Consider the following 13,101-nt stretch of genomic DNA (forward strand, 5'->3'; position numbering starts at 1 on the left):
GGGCGGCATGCGAAAGGACAGGTACGTGAAACCAGCCCTCTCCGTCGCGCGAAGGTCGCTGCTGGCAGGTGCGCTGCTCGTCGCCGCCGCCGCGCCGGCCGTGATCGCCCACCCGCTGTCGGCCTCGGCCGCCGTCCAGGAGACGTACTACGTCGCGCCGGACGGCAGTGACAGCAACCCGGGCACCCTCCAGTCCCCGTTCCGGACGCTGCAACGGGCGCGGGACGTGGTGCGCACTGTGAACGCGAACATGACCGGGGACATCCAGGTCTACCTGCGGGGCGGACGGTATCCGGTGAGCGGCACCATCGAGTTCGGCGCGGCCGACTCCGGCAGCAACGGGTACCGGGTCAGCTACGCCGCCTACCCCGACGAGACCCCGGTGCTCGACGGCGGCGTGCCGGTCACCGGGTGGACCCAGCACAGCGGGAACATCTGGAAGGCCCCGCTGGACCGGGCCAACAAGCTGCGCGCGCTCTACGTCAACGACAAGCGGGCCTTCATGGCGTCGAAGACGATCGGCTCGGCGGGCTGCTACGGGACGTACACCGTGACCGCCGGGCAGGCGGCGTGGGCCTGGGAGTCGGGCTCGCAGTGCGACGGCGCGAAGTACAACCTCAACGACTTCCCGGCCGTCGCCCGCAACGCCGACGACATCGAGATCGAGACGGCGACCACCTGGACCACCGCCATCGTCGGCGTACGCCAGGTCACCACAAGTTCCGACGGCGCGAACCGGGTGGCGCTGTTCCAGCAGCCGGGCGCCGCCATCGCCCAGGGCGCGTTCAACGGCAACGCCCAGAGCGGCGGCAGCCACAAGCTGATGAACGCCTACGAGTTCCTGGACGCACCGGGTGAGTTCTTCTTCGACAAGGGCAGCAAGACCCTCTACTACTACAAGAGCAGCGCCGAGAACATGGCGACCGCGTCGGTCTTCGCGCCGAACAACGTGACCACCCTGCTGCGGGTCGCCGGCACCTCGACGGGCAGCCACGCCCGCAACATCACGTTCGCCGGGCTCACCGTGCAGCACTCCGACTGGAACCTGTTCACCGTCGCCGGTTCCTCGTTCAAGCAGGCGCAGCAGGGCAACCTCGGGGCTCAGGCGTACGCGAAGCGGAACTTCCACGACTACTACTACCGCAACGTGGACGTCACCCCCGGCATGATCCAGGTGGAGAACGCCGACGGCATCCAGCTGAACCGCAACCGCATCCAGCACAGCGGCGCCGACGGCGTCAACATGGTCAACGACGTGCAGAACAGCCAGTTGACCGGGAACTTCACCAACGACATCGCGGGTTCCGCGATCACCGTCGGCCACCCGCAGCACGTCTACATCGGCGACGGCACGTCGACCAACCGGGAGAAGTGGCTGCCGCAGGTCGAGGGGCTGCCGAAGAACATCGACATCAGGAACAACTACCTGTACGACAGCGCGGTGCTGTTCAACGGGCACAGCCCCGTCTCGGCGTACTTCGTGGACACCCTGACGATCCAGCGCAACCGGATCGAGAAGTCGCCGTGGTCGGGCATCACGCTCGGCTGGGGCTGGTGGAACTTCGACGGGTCATCGGGCTCGATCGCGCCGAACCGGCCCACCACGACGGCCCGCAACAACACCATCAGCTACAACCACATCATCGACACGGTGCAGCGGCTCAGCGACACCGCGCCCATCTACACGCTGGGCGCGCAGCCGGGGACGACGATCACCAACAACTACCTCCAGGGTGTGCCGTCCGGGCACAAGTACGGCCTGCACCCGGACGAGGGGTCGGCGTACATCACGTTCCGGGACAACGTGCTCAGCGTGGACAAGAACATCACCTGGATGATCAACTCCGACGACTTCGGGCGCAAGCACGACCTGAGCATCACCCAGATCTACGGCCCGATCAACAAGGTGTCGAACAAGAACCTGCCGAACAGCACGGTCAACGACATCCTGGTCTCGTCCGACTACGTCTGGCCGGCGTCGGCGTACGGCATCGCCGCCGCCTCGGGGCTGGAGGACGCGTACCGGGACATCGTCCCGGCGGCCAACCTGTCGCTGCCGAACTACGTGCTGCCGGCCAGCACCTTCGTCACCAACGCCGCGGCGACCATCCCGATCCGCAGCACCGGCGACGCGTCCCGGACGGTCTGGCTGGCCCCCGCCGGCACGACCACCTTCACCGCCGGCCCGACGATGACCCGGGCGGCGGGCACCGCCACCTCCATCGCGGTGCCGACGAACCAGGGGGAGTACCGGCTGTTCGTGGTGGACGCCCAGGGCAACCGGTCGGCCGAGTCCGGCTCGCTGGTCCGCCAGCAGGGCACCGGCAGCGGCCAGCAGGGTGGCCGGCTGGTGGGCGGGCAGTCCGGCCGCTGTGTCGACGTGCCCAACGCCAGCACCACCAACGGCACCCAGGTGCAGTTGTGGGACTGCACGGGCGGCACCGGGCAGCAGTGGACGTACACCAGCGGCAGGCAGTTGACCGCGTACGGCAGCAAGTGCCTGGACGCGAGCGGCGCGGGTACGACGAACGGCACCACGGTCATCATCTGGGACTGCCACGGCGGCACCAACCAGCAGTGGAACCTCAACGCCAACGGCACCCTGACCAACGCCCAGTCGGGGCTCTGCCTCGACGCGAACGGCGCGGCCACCGCCAACGGCACGAAGATCATTCTCTGGTCCTGCAACGGCGGGCCGAATCAGCAGTGGAGCCTGCGCAACTGACCGGCGTCCCCGGGGCCGGGCCGGCCCGGCCCCGGGGAACCACTGCGTGACCTGCGGTCCGTCGCCGTGGGTAGGCGACCCCGGGCCGCAACCCGCCCGACACAGCATTGACATATTTCACTATTCGACCTAGGGTCTTGCCGAATCGATTCGACGTCCGGTGCCACGGCACCGGGCCTCGCCGGGTGGCGTTCGGGCACGACGTGGACCACCCGTCGATTCGACGACCAGCCGGTTCCGCCCGGGCAGCGGGACCGCACAAGGCTGGCAGCTGCGGCGACGGGCCGGTCGGCGTCGTACGCGTACCGCGCGTCTCCTGGCGGGCCGTCCTTGGCGGGTGCGGTCAGCGGGAGCACGGCGGGCGCGACACGTCGGAACCGTCGTGGACCCCGTACCCCGAAGCAGTCATGCCGAGTGGCAGGAGCCCCATCATGACCAGGCGCAGATCCATCCTCGGTTCCCTCACGGCGGCGGCGGCCCTCGTCGTGACCGTGGGCGCGACGACCCTCGCCGGCGGCCCCGGCACCACCGCCGCGGCGGCCGGTGTCTCGGCGGCCGCCGCGACCGCCGGGTGCGGCAAGGCACCCACGTTGACCAGCGGTCAGCGGACCATCCAGAGCAGCGGCCAGAACCGCAGCTTCATCCTCCGGATCCCCGACAACTACGACCGCAACCACCAGTACCGGCTCATCTTCGGCTTCCACTGGAACGGCGGCACCGCCAACGACGTGGACGGGGGCGGGTCGGACGGGGCCGCCTGGTCCTACTACGGGCTGCGCCAGCAGGCGAACAACAGCACGATCTTCGTGGCCCCCCAGGGCAACGGCAACGGCTGGGCCAACCCCGGCGGCCAGGACGTCACCTTCGTCGACGACATGGTCCGGCTGATCGAGAACGACCTGTGCGTCGACACCACGCAGCTGTTCGCGCTGGGCTTCAGCTACGGCGGCGGGATGAGCTACTCGCTGGCCTGCTCCCGGGCGAACGTCTTCCGGGCCGTCGCGGTCTACTCCGGCGGGCAGCTCAGCGGGTGCAGCGGCGGCAGCCAGCCGATCGCCTACATGGGCATCCACGGCATCGGGGACCCGGTGCTCAACGTCTCGGCCGGCCGGTCCCTGCGGGACACCTTCGTGCGCAACAACGGGTGTACGGCGCAGAGCCCGCCCGAGCCGCGCGCCGGCAGCCTGACCCACATCACCACCACCTACTCCGGCTGCCGCTCCGGCTACCCGGTCGTGTGGGCCGCGTTCGACGGCGGGCACACCCCGGGCCCGGTCGACGGTGGCGGGGACAGCGGCGTGCGGACCTGGACCAAGGGCGAGGTGTGGCGGTTCTTCACCCAGTTCGGCAGCGCCGACCCGACGCCGAGCCCGACGGTCTCGCCGACCGGCAACCCGACCACCCCGCCCCCGGGCGGCACGGGCGCGCTGCGCAACTCGTCCGCCGGGCGCTGCCTGGACGTCAACGGCGGCACGCAGACCAACGGTTCGGCGGCGATCATCTGGGACTGCCACGGGCAGGCCAACCAGAGCTGGACCTCGACGGCCGCCCAGGAGCTGCGGGTGTTCGGCGGCAAGTGCCTGGACGTCAACGGCGCGGCGACCGCCAACGGCAGCTCGGTGATCATCTGGGACTGCAACGGGCAGGCCAACCAGCGGTGGCGGTTCAACGCCGACGGCACGATCACCGCCGTCGGCTCGGGCCGCTGCCTGGACGTGGTGGGCAGCGGTACGGCCAACGGCACGCGTACCCAGATCTGGGACTGCAACGGGGCCGCCGGCCAGCGGTGGAGCCGGAGCTGATCCGGGCGGACGTCACCGGAGGACACCGGTAGGACCAAGTCGCCCCGGCGGGATCTCGCATTGATGCGACTCAATGCATAGGGTCACTGTTGTACGAGGTGGGTCGATGCCGACCCGCCGGGGCGACGCCGCCTCCAGCGTGCAGAAATCGACGTTTGTCTGGGGAGAGAACAGAACATGAACGAACAACAGGACAGTCGGCTGTGGGCCCGATGGCGGCGGGCGGCCCGCACCGCCGTCACCGCGGCGGCGGTCTCGCTCGGGGTCGCCACCCTCGCGGTCGGTTTCTCGGCGGGTGCGGCCGTCGCGGGCGTCGGCGTCACCGGGCAGGGCGCATCCGGCGCCGCGCTCGCCGCCGCCTCGGTCTCCCGGATCACCACGGGTGACCTGCACACCTGTGCGATCCGCACCGACGGCACGCTGTGGTGCTGGGGGACAACTACGGCGGCAAGCTCGGTGACGGCACCACCACCAACCGCACCACCCCGGTGCAGGTCGGCACCGCCACCACCTGGTCGAAGGTCGACGCCGGCACCAGCAACACCTGCGCGATCCGCACCGACGGCACGCTGTGGTGCTGGGGCGGCAACTACAACGGGCAGCTCGGTGACGGCACCACCACCAGCCGGAGCACCCCGGTGCAGGTCGGCACCGCCACCACCTGGGCCAGCGTCAGCGCGGGCGCCAACCACACCTGTGGCGTCCAGACCACCGGCACGCTGTGGTGCTGGGGCCTGAACCGCAACGCGCAGCTCGGCGTCGGCACGTCCCCCTCCCGGGCGACCAGCCCGGTGCAGGTGGGCACGGAGACCACCTGGACGAGCGTGACCACCGGGTACGCGCACAGCTGCGGTGTGCGTACCGGCGGCACCCTGTGGTGCTGGGGCGACAGCACCGACGGGCAGCTCGGCGTCGGCATCCTCGGCTACCGGGCCACCCCGGCGCAGGTGGGCACCGCGACCTCGTGGGCCGGCGTGACGGCCGGGCACGCGCACACCTGCGCGAACCGCACCGACGGGACGCTGTGGTGCTGGGGCGAGAACGGGTACGGCCAGGTCGGCGCCGGCACCGGCGTGCAGACCAGCCCGGTGCAGGTCGGCACCGCGACCACCTGGACCAAGGTGGACGCGAGCGTGGACTCGTCGTGCGCGCTGCGTACCGACGGGAGCCTGTGGTGCTGGGGCAACAACGGGTTCGGGCAGTTGGGCGACGGCACCACCACCCACCGGTCCGCCCCGCTGCGCGTCGGCACCCTGACCACCTGGACGCAGAACCTGGCCGTCAGCTACCACAGCTGCGGCGTGCGTACCGACGGGAGCCTGTGGTGCTGGGGCAACAACATGTCCGGGCAGCTGGGTGACGGCACCACCACCCACCGCTCGACCCCGGCGCAGCTGGTCCTGCCGGGCTGAGCCGTACGCGCCACGCCGCCGACCCGCGCCGCCGCCGATCCGGCGACGGCCGGGTCGGCGGTGTGCCCGCCGCCCGCCGGTGCGGATCTCCGCCGGCACATTCGTCTGATCTTTACAAAAGTCTTCCGCCGGACGTGGTCGTCGTAAGGCGCGTTGATCGGCTCTTTCGCTCCACTGGTGACGTTGACCGCCGCGCGTTACGGTGCCTAACATGTGACGTCTGATCATCGATGATCAACGATGTCAGGGCTGCGCGGGTCACGGGCAGCGCCCCGTCCCGCGCCGCAGAGCTTCGGGGCCGGTAACCGGCTGGGGAGGCGAGTCAGATGTTCAGTTCGACAAGTCGTCGGCGGAGTGTGGGCGGCGGCGGAGCGCCGCGCGGACCGTGGCACAGCGGGTGGCGTCCCCGCCGGTGGGCCGCGTCGGTGCTGGGGGCGACGGTCGCGGCGGCGGCCGTGCTCACCGGGTTCGCCTCGCCCGCCCAGGCGGCGACCGCCATCACGATCAACGGTGGGTCCGGTGGACGGGCGCTGGACGGCATCGGCGCGGTCAGTGGCGGCGGCGGCAACAGCCGCCTGCTTGTCGACTACCCGGAGCCGCAGCGCAGTGACATCCTGGACTACCTGTTCAAGCCGGGCTACGGCGCGGCGATGCAGCTGATGAAGGTGGAGATCGGCGGCGACACCAACTCCACGTCCGGCGCCGAGCCCAGCCACGAACACACCCGGGGCAGCATCAACTGCAACCGGGGCTACGAGTGGTGGCTGATGGAGCAGGCCCGTACCCGTAACCCCAACATCGCCCTGGTCGGCCTGGCCTGGGGCGCGCCGGGCTGGATCGGCAACGGCAACTTCTGGTCCACCGACTCGATCGACTACCTGGTGGCCTGGCTGGACTGCGCGGGCACCCACGGGCTGACCATCAACTACCTCGGCGGGTGGAACGAGAAGGGCTACAACACCACCTGGTACAAGAACCTGCGCTCCACCCTCAACTCCCGGGGCTACAGCAACGTCAAGATCGTCGCCTCGGACGACTTCGGTTGGGGCGCCGCCGACGACTCGCTGCGCGACCCGGCCTTCGGCAACGCCGTACAGGTCTTCGGCAGCCACTACGTCTGCGGCTACCGCAGCGCCCAGACCAGCTGCCCCAGCTCCAGCAACGCGGTGTCCACCGGCAAGTCGCTGTGGGCCAGCGAGAACGGCTCCGACGACTACAACGCCGGCGCGCAGGCGCTCGCCCGGGGCATCAACCGGGGCTACCTCGACGGCAAGATGACCGGGTACATCAACTGGCCGGTCATCGCCGCCATCACCCCCAACATCCCTTGGGCGACCACCGGCGTGGCGGTGGCCCAGCAGCCGTGGTCCGGGGCCTACTCGATCGGCAAGAACGCCTGGGTGATGGCGCAGACCACCCAGTTCACCGCTCCGGGCTGGCGCTACCTCGACGCGTCGAGCGGGTATATCGGCGGCAACCGCAACAACGGCAGCTACGTCTCGCTGAAGTCCACCAACAACAGTGACTACAGCACCATCATCGAGACGATGGACGCCGGTGCGGCGCAGACCCTCGACTTCACCGTCACCGGCGGCCTGTCCACCGGCACGGTACGGGTCTGGTCGACGAACGTACGCTCCAACAACACCGCCGACCACTTCGTGCGGGGCGGCGACATCACCCCGAACGGCGGGCGCTTCTCGCTCACCATCCAGCCCGGTTACGTCTACAGCATCACCACCACCAGCGGGCAGGGCAAGGGCACGGCGGTCAGCCCGGCGCAGGGCAACCTGAAGCTGCCGTACGCCGACACCTTCGACTCGTACGCCACCGGCCGTGAGGCGCGGTACCTGATGGACCAGCAGGGCTCGTTCGAGATCGTCGGGTGCGCCGCCGGCCGCAGCGGGCAGTGCGTACGGCAGATGTCCGAGCAGGCCCCGATCTACTGGACCTCCGGCCAGGCCGAGCCGTACACCCTGCTGGGCGACCTGACCTGGCGCAACTACACGGTCTCCTCCGACGTGCTGCTGGAGAAGTCCGGCTACGCGCAGCTCATCGGGCGCGGCAACACCTACAACCACCAGGGCCCGCAGAACATGAACGGGTACTACTTCCGGGTCACCGACGGCGGGGCCTGGTCGATCCGCAGCAACAACACCAGCGGCAACTGGCGCACCCTGGCCAGCGGCAACACCTCGGCGCTGGGCACCGGACGGTGGCACAACCTGGCGTTGACGCTCAACGGCAGCACGCTCACCGCCGCCATCGACGGCACCACCGTCGGCACGGCCACCGACTCGACCTGGGTCGCCGGCCAGATCGGATACGGCACCGGCCAGGGCGTCACCGCCCAGTTCGACAACCTCTCGGTGACCGCCGTCGGCTCCCCGGGCACCCCGACCGGTGAGATCCGGGGCGCGGGCTCGAACCGGTGCCTGGACGTCAACGGGGCCAGCCAGACCGACGGCGCGGTGGTGCAGATCTGGGACTGCAACGGCGGTGCCAACCAGCGCTGGTCGCTCACCTCGACCGACCAGCTCACCGTCTACGGCAACAAGTGCCTGGACGTGGCGAGCGCCGCGTCGGGCACCCGGGCCCGGATCTGGAGCTGCACCGGCGGCACCAACCAGCAGTGGCGGCTCAACGCCGACGGCACCATCGTCGGGGTCGCCTCGGGGCTGTGCCTGGACATCAACGGCGGGGCCACCGCCAACGGTTCCGCCGTCCAGCTCTGGACCTGCAACGGCGGCAGCAACCAGCAGTGGATACGCGGCTGAGCGGTGACGACGACACGGCGGGCGGTCCCGGTGCCACCGGGACCGCCCGCCGCTCGCGGTGCGCTCAGGAACTGGTCGGGGTCAGGCCGTTCGACAACTGACCGTCGGCCAGGTCCAGTTTCCGTTCGCCATGATGGTGATGCCGAAGTTGTTGCCGTTGCCGTTCGGCCTGGCGGTGACGGTGCCGCTCGTGCCGCTGACCGAGGCGTTCCAGCTGTTCTGGATGCTCTGGCCGCCGTTCAGCCCGAGGCTGACCACCCAGTTGCTGGTGCCGCTGACCGCGACGTTCAGGTTGAACCGGTCACCCCACTGCTCGGCGGCCGAGAGCACCGCGGTGCAGTTGCCGCCGGAGGGCGGGGTGGTGGTCGGGTTGGCGGTCGGCCCGCTGGTCGGGTTGCCGCCGCTGCCCTCGCGGACGGTGATGTCGGAGCTGCCCTGGCTCTGGTAACCCTCGGTCGCCATGATCTGGTAGCTGTGGTTGGTGCCGAGGTTCAGGCCGGCGCGGGCCCAGGCGTCGAAGTGGTTGGCGGTGGTGATGGTGCCGCTGCTGCGCTTCTGCTGCCGGACGCTCCAGTACTGGTAGAACGTCTGGTTGCCGTCGATCGATGGGGCGTTGACCCGCAGGCTGCGCAGGATGTCGTAGGTGCCGCCGTCGGTGGTCACCGTGCCCATCCGGGTGGCGCCGCTGCTCGGGTTGTAGCTGCCGAAGTTCTCCACCACGTAGTACTCGATGAGCGGGTTGCGGGTCCAGCCGTACAGGGCGAGGTAGGTGTTGTTGTTTCCCGGGTTGTAGCTGCCCGAGTAGCTGACCGTCCGCCGGGTGCCGGTGGCCCAGCCCTTGCCGCCGACCCAGTTGTTGGTGCTCCGGTCCCAGCTGCTGCTGTAGCGGCCGTCGGCACGCAGCGTCATGCTGGCGTTGCCGCTGTCCTTCCAGAACGAGAAGAAGTAGCCGTTGTGCGTGCCGGTGAGGTTGGAGGTGAGGGTCCGGTCGTTCTCGGCGTACGCGTTGGGCGAGGCGATGAACGTGCCGGTGACGGCGAGCGCCGCGGCGCACGCGGCGCTGAGCAGCAGCCGCAGGCGACCGCTCCTTCGCGGTCGGGTCGAGGTGTCGCTCATGTACGTGTTCCTCCTCGTGACAGCTGGCGGACGCCAGCGACGCGGTACGACCCGGTGGACTGTCCGTGGCCAGGTGCGGCAGCCGGTCATTCGGTGTGTGCCACCACGCGGTGGTGGGCCGGTCGTCCAGCAGAACCGGGGGGACGGGTCGCGGTGGGTGGTGTCGACAGCATCGAGTGCCGTCGATGGCGACGGTAGGGTGTCGATGCTCCGCCTGTCAACAAGTTTCGGAAATCTTCCCGAAACATCGCCTTGAGCAGCGGTTGGATGCGGGGCGGATTTCGACGGGTTGACGTCGGCTGTCACCGAGATGGGCCCGCGAGGGGCATGTGTTAAATCGGCCGCAAGGGGGCCGCCTCCCCTGTATACCCGAAACTTTCGAGAATCGCCAGCCGGGCTGATCGACAGGCTCTGAAACGGGACCGCCCGCCCACCGGCCCGGGGTCGCGGGCGGTGGACGGGCGGGTGGAGCGTCGGTCGCTCAGATCACCATCGACGGCAGGGGCCACCGGCGCAGCCGGTGCGGCAGCCACACCAGCAGCTCGCCGATCTTCGTGACCAGACCCTCCGCGCCGAAGTCACGGGCGATGGCGAGGTCGACCTCCGTGACGGCGGCGCCGTCCAGCAACTGGTCGAGCACCGCCAGGTAGGCCGGATCGTCGATGGTCAACAGGTTCAACCGACCGGAGCGGCGGTCCCGCACCTGGACGAACCCCGGCCCCCGACGGTAGGTGCACTTGTCGAAGTAGAAACCCCTGACCCAGGCATCGAGCTGCCCGGCCGGGTCACCCTCGCCCCCCGGCGGAGGGAGCAGCTCGACCGGCGCCCGCAGGTGGCTGTACGGAAGCCACTCGTCGGCCTCCACGCCGGGCAGCCGCAGCCGCCAGTCGACGGCGATGCCGTGGCTGGTCAGCTCCCGGACCAGCACCAGGCGGCGGACCGTGTCGACGGCCGTCGCGTCGTCCCCGGTGACCGTCAGGTCCACCGCGTCGGGCAGGTCGACCCGGCGGACCCCCTCGGAACGCCAGCGGGCGACCGCGTCGGCGGCCGGCTCGCTCAGCTCGGCCGGACCGAGGGTCATGCCGGGGATGGACAGGACTGCCGGGTCGTGGTCCCGGGCGAGACCGACCAGGATGGGCCGCAGACCGGCGTCGGTGGTGGACACGTTCCCTCCCCTCAGACCGCGGTGAGCACGGCCGGCGCGCCCGCCTCGGCGGCGGCCCTGGTCTCCGCGGCTTCGCGTTCCAGGTGCAGGTGGTCGATGCGCAGCAGATCCTGGTTCATCGCCTGCGGGGCGATCTGGATGAACTGCCCGGCGTCCTCGTAGACCAGGCCGAGATCGCGCCAGCGCTGCAACAACGCCACCAGGACCGGCTCGTCGACCGACAGCCGTCGGCTCAGCGCGGCGATGCTGTGCGGCTGGTCGAGCTGCCGGAAGACGGCCAGTTCGACGGGGTCGGTCAGCCGCAGCACGTGCCAGTCGAAGTGCTTGCGCCGGCTGACCAGCACGATCTCGTCGCCGAGGTCGTGGTGGGTGAGCCGGCTGCGGGCGTACTCGTGCTGCCACTGCGTGACCGCCCGGTCCAGCCGGTCGGCCGTCTCGCCGTCGATGCCCTGCGGCGGGACGTCGAACAGGTACGCCAGGTCCATCAGCTCCGACTCGGGCAGGTCGTAGATCAGCCGGTACTGCGCCGCCGGCCGCAGATCGGTGAAACCCAGCTCGGGACGGACGAAGAACGGGCTGAACCGTTCGATGGCGATGCGGGTGCTGCCGTCGGCCGGGCACAGGTGGTGCAGCGCCGGCATCTGCTCGATGACCGGCAGGTAGTCGGCGTCGGTTTCGCCCGGGAACCCGTACAGGTAGTTCCAGGCGATGGTGATCCCGCTGGTCTCGGCGTCGCGCAGCATCCGGATGTTGAGGCAGCCGCTGACCCCCTTGTCCATCAGCTTGAGCACCCGGCTGCTCAGGCTCTCGATGCCGGGCTGCACGCTGACCAGGCCGGCGTCGGCCAGGGCCTGCACCTGCGGGCCCTTCATGTTCGACTTGATCTCGTACTGCAACCGCAGGTCGTAGTCGGACTCGGTGAGCCGGGGCAGCAGCGACGTCACGTAGCTCATGTCCAGGATGTTGTCCACGACGAACATGTCCAGCACCTGGTGCCGCTCGACCAGCTCGATGATCTCGTCGTAGAACCGGCCCGGGTGCTTGCTGCGGAACTGCATGAACGACCCGTTGAGGCCGCAGAACGTGCAGTGGTGCTTCTCGCCCCACCAGCAGCCCCGCGCGCCCTCGACGACCAGCCGGGGCTCGACCCAGTTGCGGGCCCGGGAGGCGGCCAGCCGCTCGAAGTAGCCCCCGTAGTCCGGGGCGACGATCTCGGCCGGCGGCAGCGGCTTGCTGCTCATCGGGTTCGCCACCGACCGGCCGTCGGCGTCGGCCCAGCACAACCCCTCGATGCCGGCCAGCGCGTCCGCCGGCAGCGTCGCGCCGGCCGCCGGCAGCGCCGGCACCGCGCCGGCCGCCGGCAGGGTCGCGTCGATCGCGGCGAGCAGCCGGGGGAACACCGCCTCGCCCTCGCCACGGACCACGTAGTCGACGAACGAGAAGTTGCGGTGGATCGCGGCGCCCTGCTCGCCGTCGCAGTTCGCGCCGCCCATCACCGTACGGATGCCGGGGGCCCGCTTCTTGACCGCCCGGGCGGTGGCGAGCGCGGCGGCGTTCTGCTGGAACGTGGAGGTGAAGCCGACCACGTCGGGTTCCCGGGCGACGATCCGGTCGGCCAGCTCGGCGACGAACTCCGGCGCCAACCGGTGCAACTCCAGGTTCAGCGCGAGTTCCCGCTCCGTCATCTGGGTCCGGACGCGGTCGGTGAACTCTTTCACGCGCCATTGCGGATCGTCGTACAGGGCGGAGGAGAAGACCCAGTCGCCGCAGCCGGCAAAATAGGTGAACAGTGAGTAGTAGTAATAGTCGCTCAGCCCGAACTCCGTCCGGTCGACCACCCAGTCGACGAAGTCGAGATTCGCGTGGACGGCCTCCACCTCGGCATCCGGCAATTTCTGGCGGACACTGTTGGTGAGGATTCCAATCGCCAACGAGGGGACGTCGATGGAAGTCCAGGGCGTATTGACCAGCAGAACCCGCACGTGAACTCTCCTTTCTCGTGATGGCCGGGCCGGATGACGGGATACGGGGCGCGGGCCACCTGCCTGGGCGGATGGCCCGCACCCCGTACGGCCGCTAGAAGCTGACCTTGACCGTGACCGTG

7 protein-coding genes and 1 pseudogene are annotated in these 13,101 nt (G+C 69.9%); 5 read left to right on the plus strand and 3 right to left on the minus strand.

Annotated elements, in window-relative coordinates; genetic code table 11:
- Positions 1-25 precede the first annotated feature (25 nt).
- From FJK98_RS06500 to FJK98_RS06515, 5 genes and pseudogenes are all read left to right on the plus strand, one after another.
- The gene (locus FJK98_RS06500; RefSeq protein WP_145918216.1) at positions 26-2,725 is read left to right on the plus strand and encodes an RICIN domain-containing protein; all 2,700 of its coding nucleotides are present in this window, start codon (positions 26-28) and stop codon (positions 2,723-2,725) included.
- A 431-nt stretch (positions 2,726-3,156) separates the two neighbouring features.
- The gene (locus tag FJK98_RS06505; RefSeq protein ID WP_145918217.1) at positions 3,157-4,527 is read left to right on the plus strand and encodes a ricin-type beta-trefoil lectin domain protein; all 1,371 of its coding nucleotides are present in this window, start codon (positions 3,157-3,159) and stop codon (positions 4,525-4,527) included.
- Positions 4,528-4,704: 177 nt separating this feature from the next.
- A pseudogene (locus FJK98_RS34765) lies at positions 4,705-4,929 on the plus strand (hypothetical protein); the annotation flags it as partial.
- A gap of 23 nt (positions 4,930-4,952) precedes the next feature.
- Positions 4,953-5,939 carry an RCC1 domain-containing protein gene (locus FJK98_RS06510; RefSeq protein ID WP_370517007.1) on the plus strand — a complete coding sequence of 329 codons (987 nt, stop codon included), beginning with the start codon at positions 4,953-4,955 and terminating at the stop codon, positions 5,937-5,939.
- Between the two features lie 326 nt (positions 5,940-6,265).
- Positions 6,266-8,716, plus strand: a complete 2,451-nt coding sequence (locus FJK98_RS06515; RefSeq protein WP_145918218.1) for a ricin-type beta-trefoil lectin domain protein — start codon at positions 6,266-6,268, stop codon at positions 8,714-8,716.
- 81 nt (positions 8,717-8,797) lie between these two features.
- On the opposite strand, the gene FJK98_RS06520 is transcribed toward FJK98_RS06515, so the two are convergent.
- From FJK98_RS06520 to FJK98_RS06530, 3 genes are all read right to left on the minus strand, one after another.
- A complete protein-coding gene (locus FJK98_RS06520) occupies positions 8,798-9,832 on the minus strand; it encodes a glycoside hydrolase family 11 protein (protein ID WP_145918219.1) in 1,035 nt (344 codons plus the stop codon).
- A 481-nt stretch (positions 9,833-10,313) separates the two neighbouring features.
- Positions 10,314-10,997 (minus strand): DUF5825 family protein, encoded by a 684-nt coding sequence (locus tag FJK98_RS06525; protein WP_145918220.1) that lies wholly within the window; start codon positions 10,995-10,997, stop codon positions 10,314-10,316.
- An 11-nt stretch (positions 10,998-11,008) separates the two neighbouring features.
- A complete protein-coding gene (locus FJK98_RS06530; protein ID WP_145918221.1) occupies positions 11,009-12,979 on the minus strand; it encodes a RiPP maturation radical SAM C-methyltransferase in 1,971 nt (656 codons plus the stop codon).
- Between the last annotated feature and the right edge of the window lie 122 nt (positions 12,980-13,101).

Origin of the sequence: Micromonospora sp. HM134, assembly GCF_007833915.1 — a bacterium.
GTDB classification, from domain to species: Bacteria; Actinomycetota; Actinomycetes; order Mycobacteriales; family Micromonosporaceae; genus Micromonospora; species Micromonospora wenchangensis.